This is a genomic window from Vibrio sp. qd031 (assembly GCF_002100145.1).
GTDB lineage: Bacteria > Pseudomonadota > Gammaproteobacteria > Enterobacterales > Vibrionaceae > Vibrio.
Window position 1 is genome coordinate 630,417 of the sequence record NZ_JXQD01000025.1, and the last position, 19,266, is coordinate 649,682.

General features: G+C 45.7%; 13 protein-coding genes. 12 read left to right on the plus strand and 1 reads right to left on the minus strand.

What is annotated here, in order from left to right; all coding sequences use genetic code 11:
* The first annotated feature begins 23 nt into the window (after positions 1–23).
* The 12 genes from ST37_RS14860 (at position 24) to ST37_RS14915 (ending at position 16,672) form a co-directional block, all read left to right on the plus strand.
* The gene (locus tag ST37_RS14860) at positions 24–1,103 is read left to right on the plus strand and encodes a LacI family DNA-binding transcriptional regulator (RefSeq protein WP_084887732.1); all 1,080 of its coding nucleotides are present in this window, start codon (positions 24–26) and stop codon (positions 1,101–1,103) included.
* Positions 1,104–1,447: 344 nt separating this feature from the next.
* On the plus strand, positions 1,448–2,491 hold the full coding sequence (locus tag ST37_RS14865; protein WP_084887734.1) for a LacI family DNA-binding transcriptional regulator: 1,044 nt from the start codon (positions 1,448–1,450) through the stop codon (positions 2,489–2,491).
* Positions 2,488–3,735, plus strand: a complete 1,248-nt coding sequence (locus ST37_RS14870) for an extracellular solute-binding protein (protein ID WP_084887736.1) — start codon at positions 2,488–2,490, stop codon at positions 3,733–3,735. Before ST37_RS14865 ends, ST37_RS14870 begins: the two co-directional genes overlap by 4 nt.
* Before the next feature lie 73 nt (positions 3,736–3,808).
* Entirely contained in the window at positions 3,809–4,798 is a 990-nt protein-coding gene (locus ST37_RS14875; RefSeq protein ID WP_084887738.1) for a sugar ABC transporter permease, read from the plus strand.
* 1 nt (position 4,799) lies between these two features.
* The gene (locus ST37_RS14880) at positions 4,800–5,696 is read left to right on the plus strand and encodes a carbohydrate ABC transporter permease (RefSeq protein WP_084887740.1); all 897 of its coding nucleotides are present in this window, start codon (positions 4,800–4,802) and stop codon (positions 5,694–5,696) included.
* A 3-nt stretch (positions 5,697–5,699) separates the two neighbouring features.
* A complete protein-coding gene (locus tag ST37_RS14885; RefSeq protein ID WP_084887742.1) occupies positions 5,700–7,049 on the plus strand; it encodes a GH1 family beta-glucosidase in 1,350 nt (449 codons plus the stop codon).
* The gene (ugpC, locus tag ST37_RS14890; protein WP_084887744.1) at positions 7,049–8,140 is read left to right on the plus strand and encodes a sn-glycerol-3-phosphate ABC transporter ATP-binding protein UgpC; all 1,092 of its coding nucleotides are present in this window, start codon (positions 7,049–7,051) and stop codon (positions 8,138–8,140) included. The genes ST37_RS14885 and ugpC overlap by 1 nt, the downstream gene beginning before the upstream one ends.
* Positions 8,141–8,250: 110 nt before the next feature.
* Positions 8,251–10,662 carry a glycosyl transferase gene (locus ST37_RS14895; RefSeq protein ID WP_084887746.1) on the plus strand — a complete coding sequence of 804 codons (2,412 nt, stop codon included), beginning with the start codon at positions 8,251–8,253 and terminating at the stop codon, positions 10,660–10,662.
* Positions 10,663–10,790: 128 nt separating this feature from the next.
* Complete coding sequence (locus ST37_RS14900) at positions 10,791–13,868, plus strand: GH116 family glycosyl hydrolase (RefSeq protein ID WP_084887748.1); 3,078 nt, start codon at positions 10,791–10,793, stop codon at positions 13,866–13,868.
* A gap of 204 nt (positions 13,869–14,072) precedes the next feature.
* Entirely contained in the window at positions 14,073–15,086 is a 1,014-nt protein-coding gene (locus ST37_RS14905; protein ID WP_084887750.1) for a substrate-binding domain-containing protein, read from the plus strand.
* Between the two features lie 39 nt (positions 15,087–15,125).
* Complete coding sequence (gene lhgO, locus ST37_RS14910) at positions 15,126–16,331, plus strand: L-2-hydroxyglutarate oxidase (RefSeq protein ID WP_084887751.1); 1,206 nt, start codon at positions 15,126–15,128, stop codon at positions 16,329–16,331.
* 137 nt (positions 16,332–16,468) lie between these two features.
* Positions 16,469–16,672, plus strand: coding sequence for a hypothetical protein (locus ST37_RS14915; protein WP_084887753.1), 204 nt, complete (start codon positions 16,469–16,471; stop codon positions 16,670–16,672).
* Here ST37_RS14915 and ST37_RS14920 read toward each other — a convergent pair.
* Positions 16,669–19,245, minus strand: a complete 2,577-nt coding sequence (locus tag ST37_RS14920; protein ID WP_084887755.1) for an HD domain-containing phosphohydrolase — start codon at positions 19,243–19,245, stop codon at positions 16,669–16,671. The genes ST37_RS14915 and ST37_RS14920 overlap by 4 nt on opposite strands.
* Positions 19,246–19,266 lie beyond the last annotated feature (21 nt).

Sequence of the window (19,266 nt, forward strand, 5' to 3'; positions counted from 1 at the left end):
GGGTGAGCTAGGTGGTAAATACAATGAATGTAACCTTTAAAGATGTTGCAAAATTAGCTGGTGTATCGACTCAAACAGTTTCGCGAGTTACTAATGGTTCAGAGAGTGTGGCGAAACAGACGCGCGACAAGGTGAATCAAGCGATCAAGCAGCTAGGGTACGTGCCTAATAAAGGCGCGCAAATGTTAAGCCGAGCAAAATCGACCAATATTGGACTGATCACGTTGGATATGGCGTTGCATGGAGCAGCACTTATTGCAGACGGTGTGAGAACAAAGGCGCATCAGCTAAATTTTGGAACGGCCTTTTCTGTAGTCTCGGAGCCGGGTCTCAATAGCATACATGTGGCAATGCGAGAACTGATTGCTCAACAAGTCGATTGCATCATTTTGAACGTTCCTCTTTCTAAGGAAGAGGCTGTGACCTTAGTAGAACAATTTCCAAGTTTGCATCTCATCTTTATTGATGTGCCAGAATCGACTCCTGTCCATTGGGTTCATGGTGAGTATGTCCAGGGCGCAGCCCAAACTATTCGGCATCTAATCGAGGGAGGGCGAGAAAAGTTTTTATTGCTATCGGGCCCACACGAGTCCAGTGCAGCGAACAGTCGATTAAACGCATGGCTTAATGAAATAGGCAACGCTAATAAAGAGGTCACGTTTCAGTACCAAGGCGATTGGCAGGCAAGCAGTGGTTATTTGGCCGTGCGAGAAGCTGTGGGTAAGCACATTGAGTTTGATGCCATAGTAGTGGCGAGTGATCAAATGGCTTTAGGCGCACTGCGAGCATTGGATGAGCTGCAGATTAATGTACCAGAGCACGTTGCAGTAACCGGGTTTGATGGGATTGTTGATAGCGCTTACTTTACTCCACCACTGACAACGGTTAAGCAAGATTTTATTGCGGTTGGGGAGAAAGCGGTAAAAGAAGCCATTCAGTTGAAAAACCAAGACCCATTATTTCGTGGGCCACTAATACAACGCCGGATTGCTTCTGAACTGATCACCCGCAGAAGTAGCGAAGGTAAAGTTTCTAAGCAAAACAATAAACTTAAGATCAAACAATTACTGCGACAAGTAGAGCTGCTAGTCAATGAAAGCTGACGTTCGTCTATCCTCAGGAGCTCGCTGTCGTATGCGGGCACCAGTAGGTTTTTCGATGTGGTAAATAAAGATATTGCTCTTAACGCGCATTTGAATCTATTCCCGCCATTAATACTCATTTACTAAAAATCGCCACAATTTCCTTGTCTATATACTAATCCTTTAGTTTATATAGATTTGCTCATGAAACAGTTTCATGAGCAAATGAGATTTTGTCTAGACATTCACTCTTTGAATATTTACCGATAAATCCGCGTAGTCATTGTGATTTTACTCACGTAAATCCATCAATTTCTAACGGATACTCTGCTGTAAGCGGTTTCAAGTGGTGAGGGATTAAACCTGTGACAACGATAAAAGATGTGTCGGAACGAGCAGGAGTTTCTCAAGCTACGGTATCTCGAGTCATAAACGGAACCAGTGCGGTTAGCCCGGACAAAAAGTTTAAAGTCGAACAAGCGATTCAAGATCTGGGTTACCGACCAAACAGTATTGCGCAAGCGTTAGCTTCTAGCCGAACAGACAGCATTGGTATTGTCGTTCCTGAGTTGGGTAGTCCATTTTTCGCTAGCTTGTTGCAAGAAATAGAAGATAACTTACGACGATTTGGCTATCACGTTGTCGTAACAGCAGGCTCAAATACCCAAAAAGGGCAACAAGAGTCAGTGGATTTTTTGTTGGGACGTCGTGTAGATGCGCTGATTCTCCATACTCTGGAGTTAAGTGATGACTTCCTGATTGATTTAGATAAACGCGGTATTCCAGTGGTTTTAGTCAATCGCTTTGTACCAGAAATGGCGACCAGCTGCATAGGAATTGATAATGAACTTGGTGGTATAGAAGCCACTAAGCATCTCTTAAAAAATGGGCATACACGCATTGCGTGCATTACCGGACCTCTCGATAAGTCTGATGCGCGGGGTCGATTACTCGGTTATCGAAAGGCCATTGAGCTTGCAGGCCTAAAGTATGACGAGATGTTAGTCGCTCAATCGGGCTTCACCGAAAAAAGCGGTTTTAAAGCAATGGAAAAGCTCTTGCTACGTCGAGAGCAAGGACACTGTAATTTTAGCGCTGTGTTCGCATCGAATGACCATATGGCCGTTGGTGCAATGGAGTGTATGAAAGAACACGGTTTGGACATTCCACAGGATATCTCTGTGGTGGGATTTGATAACGTTAATTTCTCGCGCTATTTATCGCCGGCATTAACAACCATTCACTTTCCGATTGAACAAACTGGAGTGGAAGCCGTGAATTTGACACTGGCAAAACTCAAACAGAGTGTACGAAACGTGAATTTCACGCTATCACCTACCTTAGTAGCGCGGAATTCGGTTAAGGACCTAGAGAAAAAACCCTACGATTTTAATAAGGAAATAATATGAACTTCAAAACCTTAGCTCTATCAGTTGCAGTAGCTTCGGCCCTTGGTGCCACAGCTGTTTCAGCGGCAGACAGCCAGATCCGTTTCGACGGTTTTCCAGATTTTGATAGCAGCCTAAAAGTGATCCTTCCTGATTTTGAAAAAGAAACAGGCATCAAAGTGGATTACTTGATGAACAACCACGGAGATCACCACACTAAACTGACGACTAACCTAGCAACAGGTTCTGGCGCAGGTGATGTTATCGTAGTGGACGTAGAAAAAATCGGTCCTTTCGTAGCGTCTGGTGGTCTTGTAAACCTTTCTGAGAAATACGGCGCAGATAAGTACTCTGAGACATTCGCACCTTACGCTTGGACGCAAGGTAAAGGCGGCGACGGCGACGTATACGCTATCCCCGTAGACCTTGGCCCAGGCGTTATGTACTACCGTACAGACGTGTTTGAAAAAGCAGGTCTAGACATCAATGAAGTGATCAAAGATTGGGATTCTTACATTGCAGCGGGTGAAGTTCTTAAGAAGCAGAATGTACAGCTAATCGCTTCTGCAGCTGACGTTGCTCAAGCAATCATCTTTACTACTGTTCCAGAAGGTGAAGGTCTGTACTTTGATGCGGAAGGCAACCCAGTTGTTACCTCTGAGCGTTTCGTTCACGCATTTGAAACAGCAAAACGTATCCGTGACAAAGAGCTTGATGGCCGCATCCTAGCATGGTCTAACGAGTGGTATGAAGGTTTCCGTAACGGTACTCTGGCCACACAGCTGTCTGGCGCATGGCTACTAGGTCACCTACAAAACTGGATGGCACCTGAAACAGCAGGTAACTGGAACGTATCTAACCTTCCAGATGGTATCTACGGTAGCTGGGGTGGTTCATTCCTATCTATTCCTACTCAAGCCGAAAACCAAGACGAAGCTTGGAAACTTATTGAGTACATGACAACCAAACGTGATGTTCAACTTGAAGCGTTTGAAACTATCGCTGCATTCCCTGCGAACGTGTCAACTTACGATGACCCAATGTTCAATGAGAAAGTGGATTTCCTAGGCGGACAAGAAGCTCGCGTACTGTTTGCAGAAGTGGCTCAAAACATCAAGCCAGTTGCTCCAGCAAAAGGCGACCACGTTGCACGTTCAATCATTCTTGAGAATGCTTTGATGGAAGTACTTGATGAAGGTAAAGACATCAAAACTGCACTTGCTGATGCGGAGCGTCTAATCAAGCGCCGCACTCGCAACATGTAATAAAAACTCACTATTAATCTTTACACTTAATTGGGAGGCGATTTTCGCCTCCCGCATTTAAGAGGTCGTTACCATGAGCCACGTTTCTGACAAGGCGAGTGAAACCAATGAACAAGAGAGTTTTTTTTCTCGGTTCAATTTGAAAGCGCTTACACCGTATGGTTTCCTGTTACCTTTCCTAGTTATTTTCTCTATCTTCGGGATATTCCCGTTACTGTTCTCTGTCTTTCTATCCTTTCACGAGTGGAACCCCGTTGAAGGCTTAGGGGCCATGAACTATGTGGGTACAGAAAACTATCACCTTGCATTAACCGACCCGTGGTTGTGGCGTTCACTTCGCAACACCATTTGGTTAGCACTGACATCGGGTATTGCACAGCACCTTGTGGCGATTCCAGTTGCTTACATTCTTGTTTCGATGGGGCCTAAACTTCGTCATTGGTTGACCTCGGCTTACTTCTTGCCGTACATCACCTCGACCGTTGCCGCGTCGCTTATCTTCTTCAACATGTACTCTCCAAGCTCAGGCATCATCAACCAAACGTTGATCGCACTTGCTGAAAACCCGCTATTGGGTTGGGCGTTCGCGTGGGTACTTGAATTTCAACCAATTCGCTGGTTAGACGACGCGACAATGATCAAGCCGTCTATTGCGATTGTGGTTTTCTGGAAATACACCGGCTTTAACATTGTTCTTTACACCACTGGGCTTATGACGATTCCTAAAGAAATCTTGGAAGCAGCCCGTATGGATGGTGCTAATGCGTTCCGACGTTTCTGGTCTATCTCACTGCCGATGATTCGTCCGTTCATTTTCTTTGCCGTCACCATGACCATCATTGGTAACTTGCAACTGTTTGAAGAACCTTTTGTATTGACTCGTGGTACAGGTGGTACAGGACAAGCTGGTTTAACCATCTCTATGTACCTTTATAAAGTCGGTTGGGAATGGCTAGAAATGGGTACTGCATCTGCAATTTCTTGGCTGCTATTTGCTCTGATTGCCTGCTGTACACTCGTCCAATTCTTATTCTTCGGTAAAAAAGGCTTACAAGGGAATTAATATGTCTACTCAAACTGTTGCACCAGGGTCATCGACTTGGGCTGCATTGAAGCCTAGCGATAGAACCATTGAAATCACAACCAAAGTATTGATGGTCCTTTTAGCCATCGTACTGATAGTGTCAGCCTTTGTAACGGTGTTCCCGTTCTTCTGGTCTGCACTGTTGTCCACTCGTGATCGTAGCGAAATCTTTAGCACCGGTATCAGCTTTGCCATTGGCGATAGCTTGATGATCAACTATGCAAGACTTCAAGAGATCATGCCGTTTTGGCAAGCGATGTTTAACTCGATTTACATTGCATTTTTAGGCACCACTATTTCATTGCTGTTTTGTAGTATGGGTGGCTATGCGTTTGCGGTCTTTAAATTCAAAGGCAAAAACGTCCTGTTTGGTATGCTCGTGGGTTCGATGATGATCCCACCGGTATTGAGCCTCATCCCTTACTTTATGATTGTGAAGTTCTTGGGACTGATGGATAACCACATGGCGGTATGGCTACCGTTCACAACGACACCATTTGGTATCTTCCTTATGCGTCAGCACGTGGTTGCCTCTATTCCTAAAGAGCTGCTAGAAGCGGCAAAACTGGACGGTGCTGGCGAGTTTAGAACCTACTTTAGTGTGGTTCTGCCGCTGCTTAAACCAGCACTTGCGACACTGGCTATCGTACAGTTCGTATTCTTCTGGAACAGCTTCATGCAACCCCTTGTTGTATTAACGACACCAGAGAACTACGTAATTACACAGGCACTACGAAGTGTGCAAGGTATTCCAAACACCCCTTGGGGCGCGGTAATGCTCGGTACCACTATCTCCATTTTGCCACTAGTTGTGACCTATCTATTTGCGTCTAAGCAGATGATCAGCGGTCTAACCTCTGGCGCGGTGAAGGGGTAATTCATGGCAAAGTATGAGTTACCTATCAACTCACGCATGCTGAAGTCTGACTTTGTCTTTGGTGTGGCGACGTCGTCATACCAAATTGAAGGTGGCGCAGAAGAGGGCGGTCGTACGCCTTCTATCTGGGACACGTTTTGTAATGTACCGGGCAAAGTCGACAACGGTGACAATGGGGCAGTAGCGTGTGATCACTATCATCTGTGGAAGCAAGATGTCGCAATGATTGCAGAGCTCGGCGTCGATGCATACCGACTGTCCATCGCCTGGTCACGCATTGTGCCGCGCGACGGCGAAGTGAACCCTGAAGGACTTAAGTTTTACGAGAACATCATTGATGAGTGCCACGCACTTGGAATGAGGGTTTACGTGACACTGTACCATTGGGATCTCCCACAATACCTTGAAGACAAAGGTGGCTGGCTAAATCGTGAAACCGCCTACAAGTTTGCACATTACGCGGACATTGTAAGCCAATACTTTGGTGACGAAATTGATGTCTACAGTACCTTGAATGAGCCAGCGGTATCGGCATTTTTAGGTTACCGCTTTGGCATCCATGCCCCTGGCATTAAAGGCAACAAAGAAGGCTTTTTGGCTTCGCACCACACTATGCTCGCGCATGGTTTGGCGATGCAAATACTGCGTAAGAACGCACCTAACTCGATGCACGGTCTAGTGGTAAACGCATGGCCTGCGTACGCTGAGAGTGAGAAAGATCAGTTTGCAGTAGAGCTGTCTGAAGCCGAAAGTTACCACTGGTTTGTCGACCCAGTTTTGAAAGGTGAGTACCCAGCAATCGTAAAAGAGCGTTACCCACACGACATGCCAATGATTTTAGAGGGCGACATGGCAATCATTTCCGCGCCTATCGATTATCTTGGTGTGAACTATTACTCGCGCAATGTGGTTCGTTTAAACGAACACAATGTTGTTGAGAAAGTGGATCTGGATGAGGTGGAAAAAACGCACATTGGTTGGGAAGTTTACCCACAAGGTCTGACCGATTTGTTGGTCGCGATGAAACAGCGTTATGAAAACCTGCCTCCGATTTACATTACAGAAAATGGCGCCGCTGGTGACGACTCTGTAACGGATGGTGAAGTTGCTGACACACAACGCGTTAACTACTTTCAGACCCACCTAAAAGCCACGCATGACGCTATTGAAGCTGGCGTGCAGATAGACGGATATTTTGCTTGGAGCCTAATGGACAATTTTGAATGGGCCTTTGGTTACGAGCAACGATTTGGCATTGTCCACGTCGACTACACAACACAAACAAGAACACTTAAACAGAGCGCTAAGGCATACCAAGCTATGCTAGTTGAGCGTGCTGCGGGGAATAAATAATGGCTAAAGTTGAATTTAAGAACATCAAAAAATCATTTGATGATGTAGAAGTTGTAAAGCACTTTGATTTTACCGTTGAAGACGGTGAGTTCGTGGTATTCCTTGGTCCATCGGGCTGCGGTAAATCCACCACGTTGCGTATGCTTGCGGGTCTAGAAAGCATCACCTCGGGCGAAATCTACGTTGGCGGCAAGCTAATGAATAAGATTGACGCAAAAGACCGTGACTTGGCGATGGTATTCCAAAGCTACGCACTGTACCCACACATGACCGTGCACGAAAACATCGCGTTTGCACTTAAGCTTAAAGGCATGAAAAAGCCTGACATCGACCGTGAAGTGCGCGCTGCAGCTAAAATGCTCGAACTTGATCCACTACTAGACCGTAAACCTAAAGAGCTGTCTGGTGGTCAACGTCAACGTGTGGCTATGGGCCGCGCAATGGTTCGTACACCAAAAGTATTCTTGTTTGATGAGCCCCTGTCTAACCTAGATGCAAAACTTCGTGGCACCATGCGTGAAGAGATTAAGCAGCTTCACCGCGAACTCAAAACCACCACTATCTACGTAACGCACGACCAGATCGAAGCGATGACGTTAGCGGATCGCATTGTTATCCTCAAAGATGGTTACGTGGCTCAGGTTGGTACGCCAACGGACGTTTTCCAACGCCCTGCAAACAAATTTGTTGCTCAGTTCATTGGTAACCCATCAATGAACATGTTGGACGCAAAAATGGTGGATGAGAATGGTGAGTTCTTTATCGAAATCGGCGAGACGCGCATTCCACTTCCAGAGCGCTTTAAAGCTCACGCATCTAAAAATGTTGCGCTGCACTGCGGTGTTCGCCCAACTGACATCCACTTGCGTGCAGAATTGGTCGATCACGACCGTGTATTCCCGCTCCCTGTGAAGATCAAAGACAAAGAACTACTAGGCGCAAGCATCTTGCTTAAGACTGAAATCGCGGGTCAACCTCTGATGGTTGAAACTCAGGCGACAGAAGTTGCCGCAGATGAAGTCACGCTGTATCTCGATCTTGATTCATTGCATTTGTTTGACGCCTTAAGTGAAAACTCACTAGCAAACTAATCTGCATACTACTGGGCACTCTAGTTCACCGAGTATGAACGTTGTGAGCGAAGAGTGCTGTACTTACCTAGACTTTTATCGCCTCCCAGAAGGGGAGGTAAGGGACTAACATGAAATTTGGTTATTTTGACGACACCAACAAAGAGTACGTAGCAACGACACCTGTCACACCCATTAAATGGTGTAACTACGTGGGTACTTTGGATTTTGGTGGCATTGTAGACAGCAACGGCGGAGTATTGCTTTGTAAGGGCGATCCAGCACTTAATCGTATTACGAAATACGTCGCTCAGCTTCCAAACTCAGACTTTAAAGGGTCTACTCTGTACCTTAAAGTGCGTGATGAAAATGGCAACGAAGAGATTTTTTCACCGTTTTACACGCCAACACTTAAGCCTTTGGATAAGTTTGAAAACCACACCGGTTTGTCTTACACCACCATTGTAGCAGAAGCCTATGGCGTGCGCTGCGAGACAACATTTTTCGTGCCTAAAAACGATCCTGTGCTTTTACAAGACATTAAGATCACCAATATTTCAGATAAGAACCTGCACGTAGATGTGATCCCCGTGTACGAGTTCACTCACTTTGATGCCCTTAAGCAACTACTAAACGCGGATTGGGTTCCGCAAACCATGACTCTAAAAGCGCACAAACAAGCGCAAGGTCATACCATTTTAGAGCAGTATGCGTTCATGAAGCGTGACTTCTCAGTAAACCTCATGACCGCTGATCGCGTTGCAACGTCGTTTGACGGCGATCGTCAGCAGTTCTTGGGTAAAATGGGCTACGGCAGCTGGGCGAAACCTGAAGCCATCGAAATGGCTGAACTGGGTAACACCGAGTGTTTGCGTGGCGATAATATTGGCGCATTAAACTTGCGTCTTGGCTGGCTAAATAGCAATCAAACAGAGCGTACCGTTGTGCAGCTGTCGCAAGCTGAAACGGTGGAAGCGGCGATCCCAATGCTGGAAAAATACCGTGACCATGCGACGGTTGATGCTGCTTTTAACGAGCTTGGTGAGTTTTGGACTGATTACCTCAACACGGTTGAAGTAGAAACCCCAGATCCTGCAATGAACTCAATGTTGAACGTGCATAACCCACGTCAATGTCATACCACTAAAAACTGGTCGCGTTACCTATCGCTGTATCAGCTGGGCTACGGCGCACGTGGTATTGGCTTCCGTGACTCTTCACAAGACACGTTGGGCGTGATTACGCATATGCCAGAGGAAGCACGCGAGTTTATTGAGCGTCTGCTTTCGGTTCAAAATCAAAATGGCTCGGCGATGCACCAGTTCTTCCCATCAACGATGGAAGCTAACGCAGGTGACTCTCGTGAAGAAGAAGATCGTCCGGATTACTACGGTGACGACCACTTGTGGATTGTCTACGCAGTAACTCAATATGTTAAAGAAACCGGCAACGCAGAATTCTTAAACAAAGTCATTCCGTTCTACCAAAAAGATAAACAAGGCAATCCAGTAGAAAGTGCGACCGTTTGGGAACACTTACAACGTTCTATCGCCTTCACTTACGGCAACAAAGGCAAACACGGCTTGCCACTGCTTGGCTTTGCTGACTGGAACGATACGGTAAACTTACCAACTGGCGCTGAGTCAATGATGGTCGCTAGCATGTACGGTAAAGCTATTTTAGACATGCTTGATCTGTGTGATTTACGCGGTGATGTTGAGTTGGCAGCGAAGCTTCGCGGCCAGTACGACGAAATGAAAGCCACCGTCAATGAGTGCGGTTGGGATGGTGAGTGGTACGTCCGCTACTTCGATGAAAACGGTGCGCCAATTGGCTCTCACACTAACGAGCAAGGCCAAATCTATACTAACGGTCAAAGCTGGCCCGTTATTTCTGGCTTTGCAACACCAGAGCGTGCTCAACAAGCGCTGGATTCAGTAAACACTCGTCTTAATACAGCCAACGGTATTAAGCTATCAACGCCAGGCTACAATGGCTTTGATCCGAAACTGGGTGGCGTATCGACCTATCCACCGGGTGCGAAAGAAAATGGAGGTATCTTCCTTCATTCAAACCCTTGGGTGATGATTGCTGAAGCGAAAATGGGCAATGGTGAGCGTGCTTACGAGTACTATCGTCAAATTAACCCAGCGTCGAAAAACGACAGCTTAGACGTGTTCGAATCAGAACCCTACTGTTACCCACAAAACATTTTGGGTGATGAGCATCCTCAATTTGGTTTGGGCCGTAATGCTTGGTTGTCGGGTACGTCGTCATGGACGTATGTTGCTGGTACTCAATGGATTCTAGGCGTTCGTCCAGAAGTAGATGGTTTAACGGTTGATCCTTGTATCCCAAGTGAGTGGCCAGAGTTTAAAGTGAGACGTCAGTTCCGCGGTGCAACTTACCACATCCATGTCACCAATCCTGATGGTGTCAGCAAAGGTGTGAAAGAGATGCGCGTGAATGGTGAACTTGTCGATGGCAATAAAGCGCCAATTTTCACCTCTGGTGATCATCAAATTGATGTGATCTTAGGTTAAGCGCTATAGGGGAGGATGAGTCCTCCCCTTGTTTTCAAAGCACGTGTCAGTGGTCGCTCTTTGAGCAGCACGAGCCTTTTACCGACACACATTTTGCTTCTCCACGAGGCAATATCTAAGGCATAATTATGATAAACAGTATTCCCTACACAACTTACCACGGCAGTGCAGCACAATTGTGTCGCAAAGGCGATGCCGTTGAGTTTATTCAACCTTGGTACACGCCAATCTCGACAACTCCGGCAAATACTGGAATGGCTATCGGTGGCATTGGCAGTACCTTTACTCTGACCCCTCAGGGTCAAACGCCGAATTTTAGCTCTATTCCAGGCATTTTCATTGATTGCAGTGAAGAAGACATTCACTTTAACGATTTTTACTGCTCAGTGATGGCGCCGTTATCTTTAGATAATATTGCGCTTGGAAAGATGGATGAAGTCAGCATTTTTTTAAAGTTTTACCCAGCGTTATTCAATGGCAAAACGTTGGATCTCACCGAGGCTTCGACGGCGTTAGAGAGCATTAAGCAAGCTGCAATCAGTGGGTCGTTTTACGCGGACAACCGCGACAATTTCCAACGTTGGAACATCGAACTCAATTCAAAGACACGTAGCGCTATTGAAGCAGACGAACGCTCGTTAGAGACGCAGCTGTTAGTGCTGGTAGATTTCTTTAATGGCTTATTGATTAACACGTCAGCACAAAGCTTGGCACTGACCGCTGGAGAAGCGACTCGCGGTGAAGTCAATGCAGTGCCCGGCGAACAGATCGACTACAAAGCGCTGTACCCGATGGCGCATTTCGACTATCAGTCGTTTGGTGATATTGCGGTCAGCCGTAAAGTGGTGTCTCCTGTGGTTAAAGACGACAAAGTGCTGTGCTCATTGCCAATGCACTGGAACCACTTTAGCCTGAGTAACCAGGGCAGTGACACGCAACTCGTTACTTTGGTTCAACCACTGAACAACCTTATTGGCTCGACGTACCGAAAAGGCCGTGACGGCATTCAAGATTCCGCGTGTTCGCTTACTCAAAATCCAATCAGTCAACACCATGAAAATGTCCAGTTTACCCATGATGATCAGCTGTTTAATGGCGTAAGTCAAAGCAGCCAATCGGGGTATGCAGCTGACATCGAAGGTGAAGTCATTTACGGTGTTCAGGTCGACCGCTCGCTGGTTGAATCTGGCAAAGTAACGGTGACTACAAAGCGTAATGTCTACACCACCAAGCGCGATAAAGTAGTTAAAGCCGCGCTTGAAACGGGTCGCACTAACGATCATTTCGACTACGGTATTTATACCAAGCGCGAGGCGCTAGCCAGTCTTGTCACTGTGCAAGTGGAACTAAAACCAGGCGAGTCTGTGGACGTGCGTTTTGCGCAGCTTCACGACCATAAAAAAATATCGCTTAACGGCTGGGAATCAGAGAAAGCTTATACCCAGTTTTACTCAAATGAAAACACCGCAAACACCATTTTAAACGAGTGGTTGCCGCAATTAGAGAGCATTGAAAAGCGCATTGTTGACCAGCAATCAGACTACCTAGTAAAGGCTAAGCAGTCCATGAGCGACAGTGCGGCGGTTAAGCATGCGACAATGGCGATGAACACATTGTCTTTCTTAGCTGAGTCAACGGTATGGGATGCAAAAGACAAGTTTTTGGTGAAAGAGTGTGTTGATTACCCATTCTTTAACTCCCTTGACGTATACTTTTACGGGTCGTTCTCATTGCTCTATTTATTGCCAGAGCTAGATGGTTCGGTGATGAAAGAGTTTGCCAATGCAATACTTGCCGCTGACGATACAACACGTCGTTTTTGGGAGTACGAAGATAAGCCACACGCGGAGTTGGTTGACGCGAAATACGAAGGTGTTCGCGCAATCACGGGTGCCGTTATTCATGACTTGGGTAGCCCTTTTGACATTCAGCCAGATGCGTATACATGGCACAATGTGAAAGAGTGGAAGGATCTCGCGCCGAAATACATTTTGATGGTGTATCGTCACTATCAGCGTAGCGGTGATATAGAGATCGTGAAAGCCTGCTGGGAAGCGATTGGTGCAAGCTTGGATTACCTCGGTAACCTAATCGAAGAGGGGGATACGTTACCTCTCACTCGCGGCACCGATGATACCTTTGATAATTTGTCATCACATGGCGTGTCTATTTACTGTGGCAGTTTGTGGGTAGCAGGATTGAAGGCGGCGTCAGAAATGGCTTCAATGCTTGGGCATTTTGAGTTGTCTGCGGATTGGCGAGCACAGTCTGACGCTGCTTTAGTGACACTCGAGCAGGGACTATGGGACGAAAAGCAAGGTTACTATCACTTCTTTGTCACGCCGATTCAGGCAAAGCATCTAACAGGCGTTGAGTACCAAGCGTTAGAAGCTTTGGGTATAGCAATGACAGGCTCCCCACTTAGCGACATGGTGGCGTTAAACCAATACCTCGACAGTGTTGACGCTGACAGTCCATTGTCTAAGTTAGAACAACGCCAAGTGAAGAAAAAGCAGCTGAAACACATCGCGCCGCAGGCGTTTACGGAGGCTTTTGATCAGTTGGTCGCTGATTCAGACAATAGCTTTGGTGATGCGTTGCTTGCCGACAGTTATTTGAAGCTGATTGGCTTAGAAGGCATTTTTGATGCATCTCGCATCGAACGCAGCCTTGACTATATTTTGGCGCGTAACTACGAAGCAAACAGTCCAAAACTGGGTGTTGCTAACATGGTTTTGGCCGATGGCGCGCCACATGATGCGTTCCAAGCACAAGATGTTTGGATTGGTGTTCAGTTTAGTGTTGCTACCGCACTTCGCCTTGCAGGAAAAACCGAGCAAGCCGAAGCGTTGATGAACACGGTGTATGACGCACTGTATGAATTGGCGAAAATTCCGTTTGCAGCGCCAGAAGGCTTTAACTGCTCAGTTGCAGTCAATGCAGAAGACTTGGCGGCTCAGTTCGATTTGGCCTTACCCAAAGCTTGTGAATGGCTTACTGCACTAAAAACCAGTGGCTGCTTACTAAGCGATGGCCGAGTGCACCCATCGATCACTAAAGATCGCTCTGAGTTCTTTGAGCTGGTTAACAAAGACATTGACGCTGCCTCAATAACCAAACTTCACCCTTGGTTGTTAAGCACCGGATTAAAGTACACCGCAGGCCGTTACTTTAGACCGGGAATGATTTTCTCGTACCTATACTAGGGAGAATCGTCTTTAAAATGACCAAAAAGTCAGCCCTATCGAGGCTGACTTTTTTCTTGGTGATCACAAATGAATTGTGAACAGTACAACGTCCACTAATTGGAAACAAAACTATGTTTTTATACACAGTTTTGCCGCATTGTACTTAGCAATAACGCTTAACAGTCATATAGTAATACCTATGACTCCGACCTTGAAAATACTATGGCCCGAACAAAAACTTCAGCAAGTGTTTATGATGTTGCAAAATTAGCGGGTGTCTCCGTTAGCACTGTTTCTCGTTTCTTAAATCGCTCCAGTTTTGTCTCCGATGACAAGGCGCAAAAAATTGAACAAGCCATTATCGATAGTGGATACAAACCCAAATACCAAATGCAGGTGAATACTGCACGACGCTCAATGACCATTGGTGTGCTTGTTCAACATCCCGATAGTCCATTCACCAGTCGTATTCTCAATGACATGGAAAAAACACTGATCGCGCAAGGGTATTCGTTGGTAATCGCCTCAGGTCACTGGCGAAGTTCTTTGGAAGAGCACGCACTCGATTATCTGCTTAGGAGCAACGTTGACGGGATCATTGTGGTCACCGGAAACCTCGAAAAACAAAAAATCGTGCGCATGGCTCAATCGATACCTATGGTCACATTAGGTTATGACATTGAAGCACCTAATGTGCACTCATTGCAGCTCGATAACGAGCTAGGTGGCTATATGGCGACGCTTCACTTGATGCAGCAAGGCCATGTTAACATTGCGCATATAAAGGGCTTGCACAGCCAACCAGACTCGGGGGCTCGCTATCAAGGTTATAAGCGTGCGTTGTCTGAGGCCGATATTGAAATCAATCCAAAACTGGTCAAAGAGGGGGACTTTAGTTGCGAGCAGGGGTATGAGCAAACACTAAAACTGATTGACAGCAACATTCACTTTTCCGCTATCTTTGCGGCAAACGATCTTACTGCCTACGGCGCGATCAAGGCTTTGCATGACCGAGATATTCGAGTGCCTGAAGATGTGTCTGTGATTGGGTTTGATGACTTGCCTACGTCCCAGTACTTCACTCCGGCACTGACTACGTTAAGGCAACCGGTCGAAGAGTTAGGCGAGCTTTGCGCCAACACAATACTGAATCATCTTTCGGGTGATCGCCTTGACGAACGGTTACCTCCGATTGACCTCATAGTTAGACAATCGACAAAATCGTTATATCGTTAACGCTGAGAATGAGCAGTGAGCTAGAACAGGGAAGGTTCAATGGACAAACAATTTGATTTTGTGATTGTAGGTGGCGGAATTGTTGGGGTATCCACGGCGTGGCAGCTTCAACAAGCGTACCCAAATAAACGCATTGCATTACTAGAGAAAGAAACCCAATTAGCCCAACATCAAACGGGCCATAATAGCGGTGTTATTCACGCGGGTATTTACTATCAACCGGGGAGCTTAAAGGCGAAGTTTTGCAAGCAAGGATTATTGAAAACCGTCGCATTTTGTCAGCAAAAAAAACTGCCTTATAAACAAATTGGTAAGCTATTGGTTGCAACCAATGCACTAGAACTCGAAAGGATGCTTGCCCTTGAAGAGCGCGCCGCCGAATTAGGGATTAAGGTGGAGCTTCTCGACAAACAGCAATTACTCGCACGAGAGCCTAACGTCAATGGCATTGGCGCATTGTTTGTTAAAGACACCGGCATCGTTGATTACGTTGCGCTGTGTCAGTCAATGGCCGATGAGTTTGAACAGTTGGGTGGTAGTATCCTCTATCAATCTCCTGTAACCGCTATGCACGAGTCACAGGACAGTATCACCCTGGACACCAATACACAGTCAATCGAGGCAAGTTACGTCATCTGCTGCGGGGGGTTAATGGCGGATCGTTTGGCTAAAATGCTGGGACTAGGAAAAGACTTTCAAATTGTGCCATACCGCGGCGAATACTATCGTCTCGACGATCCATCGCTTACATTCAATCATCTCGTTTACCCCATTCCTGATCCAGAGCTTCCTTTTCTTGGTGTCCATATCACCCCGATGGTGGATGGCACGGTGACAGTAGGCCCAAATGCTGTACAAGGTTGGAAGCGAGAAGGGTATGGCCGCTGCAATTTTAGCGTTCAGGATACCGCCGAATTACTGCGCTTTCCTGGCTTTTGGAAGGTCGCGAGCAAACATTGGATGCAGGGTGCGACAGAGTTTAAAAATTCGCTGTTTAAGAGTGAGTACACCAAACTGGTTCAAAAATATTGCAATCAAATTACTCCTTCAAAACTATCGACGTACCCAGCGGGAATACGTGCTCAAGCGGTTAAATCCGATGGAACTTTAGTGCATGACTTTTTGTTTGAAGCGTCTCGTCGGAGTCTACACGTCTGCAACGCGCCATCTCCCGCGGCCACGTCAGCAATGCCAATTGGTGAATACATAGTTCAGCAAGTTACTGAAAAGTATAGCACTTTATAAGTTCTGATGATGGTACAGTGTTTAAATACAAGTACTGCATGTAAAACTACTGTATGAAAAAACAGTAAATTGTTTGACAAACGTTTTTCGCCACACTATAACTGTATGTATAGACAGCAATAGTGTGGAGGTGAACAATGCTAAATGACGTGATTGAACGAGTAAATCAGGCGCGCAAAAAAGCCATGCAAGATCCTGCATTTCTTAAATCTGCCGCCGAACACGAGCAAGCAATTAAACATCAATCGACCAAAGGTGGGGCAGCAAAAGGGCCCAAGTCCTTAGCCCAAATCTATTCACAATCGAGCTTCGGGAATACCGAAAACGCTTCAGTTCATTAACCTTGATATACTGCAAATAGACTCTGGTGATCTACCGAGTCTATTTGCTCAGGATTTAAATGTTTCAATGCATACGCCATATAGATTTCCTGACTGATAAACAGTGTCAGTAGATCCGCATCGATGTGTCTGTCTTTGGCCATTTTGGCTAGTATAGACAGTGCTTGTGATAATGTTTTTGGTGTCTTGTACGGTCTATCTTTTGCGGTGAGCGCCTCAAAAATATCGGCAATGGCCAGCATTCTTGCGCTAACTGGTAGGTGTTCTGCCTCAATGGACAGCGGGTATCCATCGCCAGACATTTTCTCATGATGCCCACCAGCAATTAGTGGAATACTCGCGAGGTAATTAGGGTAGGGCAACTCTTCAAGTAATTTGATGGTTTGGATGATGTGGTCGTTGATCAAGAAGCGTTCTTCTGGTGTTAGCGTGCCACGGGTTATCGACAGGTTGTAAACCTCGCCAAAATTGTACTTGTGTTTGGGTGCTTTAAGTGTGAAGCGTTGGTCATCTTGGTGTGACAAATCTCGGTCGATAATGTGGTTGTGCTTATCAGCAATTACATTCTCGTGTATTCCAACCAAGCTGTCTTTTGGCGTGGAACGTTGTCTTTCTTCCCACGACAAGCCAATACTTGCATCTAATGTTCTTACGTAAGTCCGGTTTGATATTCGTTGGAGGGCAGCGAGATCGTGTTCTGATACAAAGGCCTCGCCTAAATTGAGCTTGGCAACAAATTCGAACTCTTGAGTCAATGTATCGTGTTCTGGTTGGCACTGCTGCTTAACCATTTCTAGCGTTTTACTATCTACATGACTAGCGAGCGCTTTGATTTCTACATCTCGCTTTAACACTTCAAATCGGGTTCTAATTTCGTGAATACGATTGCTAAACATATCCAGCTTAGTGGATTTATCAATCACGTGATCTTGCGTGGTGAGCTTGCCACAGTCGTGCAACCAAGCAGCTAAATAGATCTCTTCCAGCTCTTCCTCGGTTAGATTGAAATTTTTCCATAAATCGTTGTCGGTCTGTGCCGCTTCTACCATCGCCATTGTGAGCTCAGGAACACGTTGGCAGTGTCCACCCGTATGAGGAGACTTGGCATCGATTGCTGAAGCTATGGTTTTAGTAAATGAAGCCAATAAGTTTTTTTGCTGTTTGAGCAATTGGTATTTGCTGAGCGATATTGCTGCTAGATTGGACAATTGCTCGATGAAAGCTTGGAGTTCGTTACTAAAGAGTTGGTTTTTGTGGGATCGTATAAACAGCACCCCAATGGTATGCCCACTTTCGTCAGTGAGATCGTACCTATAAGTCGTTGTGCTATCCGAGTTAGATGTTTTGACAGGGTAGTTAACAATTTCTTCTAGCACTCGCTCCTGCATCGTGTCGGCATCGATACATTGCTCTTCATTCACATAGAACAGGGAAACACTGCTTCCATACGCAGGCACAACGGCCTCGTGCAGTGTTGTATATAACGGATTAAGCGAGTTTGCTGAGGCAACATTAACGATCAACGATAGCAGTTGCTGGATAGTGGACTCTAGCTGTTCTATGGATTCGCTTAGCTGGCTGGTTTCTGAAATGTGGGACTTAGGGTACTGCTTAGCTGAGAAATCAAAGCGCGCTATTTTATTGGCGATGTCAGTGATTTGATTAATCTTAACCGTTGAAAACCGAGAAAGAATATACATACTCATCAGCATCATTAAAAAACTCAGCAACAATTGAGTGCCTAGTTCATTCACGATAGGGGAGAATTGTTTTGAGATCACTCTGTCTGGGACCGCAGTAAACATCAGAAACTGCGACATTCCTTTCTCGTAATAGATTATTCTATACTGCAAATCGTTATAGGTAACTTTAGCCGGACGCTCTTGGATGAGTGAGAATATTTGCTCATCATTCATAATCCCATTAGCTTGAAATGAAGAGATATTGTTACCGTTGTATTTATCGACTAAGTAAAAACCGACGTCTTGCTTGTCTTCTAAAAAATCTCGAATAGAGTCAAAAAATCGATTTGTCGATAACTGGATAACCATTTTATACGGCGGTGCTATTCTAAAGTTTGGCTCAAAATAAAACCCTTCATCGCCCTCGGCGGCTCTTCCATAACTCTGATGCAAAGAATCATGAACCGACTTTACATTTAAGTTAATTGCTTTTGGCTCTACTTCTATAAGTTGATGTGCGTCGTGATCATATTCAACACGAAGTAATGATTCGTCATCTTTCATCAGTGTTAAAGACAGAAATGTCGCGTTTGACTGAAATGCTCGCTTAATGATGGATCGGGTATTAAGTGTCAAATCATCTAGACGTGAAGGCGCCCCATCGTACTTTCGTTGATTTTCAAGCAGGTAAACAATATCTCTTATATTAATATCAATTTGTTGATAGGTACGGTGCATGACTTCGCTTTGTAAGTAAGCGACCTCATCAATGTAGGTTTTACTCATCGCGCTGAGTTTGCTTTGGAGTTGATTGCCTACAATAATTGCTGTTACTACCATCAGTAGTGTTAATGTAGAAATAATGTAGATATGGAAAGGAACTTTTTTCATTTTGGCAGTCAGACAAACTCA

Bases quoted from the DNA above. Each gene is read 5' to 3' on its own strand.
- ST37_RS14875 (WP_084887738.1), top strand. From the start codon at position 3,809: ATGAGCCACGTTTCTGACAAGGCGAGTGAAACCAATGAACAAGAGAGT.
- ST37_RS14900 (WP_084887748.1), top strand. From the start codon at position 10,791: ATGATAAACAGTATTCCCTACACAACTTACCACGGCAGTGCAGCACAA.
- ST37_RS14860 (WP_084887732.1), top strand. From the start codon at position 24: ATGAATGTAACCTTTAAAGATGTTGCAAAATTAGCTGGTGTATCGACT.
- ST37_RS14915 (WP_084887753.1), top strand. From the start codon at position 16,469: ATGCTAAATGACGTGATTGAACGAGTAAATCAGGCGCGCAAAAAAGCC.
- lhgO (WP_084887751.1), top strand. From the start codon at position 15,126: ATGGACAAACAATTTGATTTTGTGATTGTAGGTGGCGGAATTGTTGGG.
- ST37_RS14885 (WP_084887742.1), top strand. From the start codon at position 5,700: ATGGCAAAGTATGAGTTACCTATCAACTCACGCATGCTGAAGTCTGAC.
- ST37_RS14895 (WP_084887746.1), top strand. From the start codon at position 8,251: ATGAAATTTGGTTATTTTGACGACACCAACAAAGAGTACGTAGCAACG.
- ST37_RS14870 (WP_084887736.1), top strand. From the start codon at position 2,488: ATGAACTTCAAAACCTTAGCTCTATCAGTTGCAGTAGCTTCGGCCCTT.
- ST37_RS14920 (WP_084887755.1), bottom strand. From the start codon at position 19,245: ATGAAAAAAGTTCCTTTCCATATCTACATTATTTCTACATTAACACTA.
- ST37_RS14905 (WP_084887750.1), top strand. From the start codon at position 14,073: ATGGCCCGAACAAAAACTTCAGCAAGTGTTTATGATGTTGCAAAATTA.
- ST37_RS14880 (WP_084887740.1), top strand. From the start codon at position 4,800: ATGTCTACTCAAACTGTTGCACCAGGGTCATCGACTTGGGCTGCATTG.
- ugpC (WP_084887744.1), top strand. From the start codon at position 7,049: ATGGCTAAAGTTGAATTTAAGAACATCAAAAAATCATTTGATGATGTA.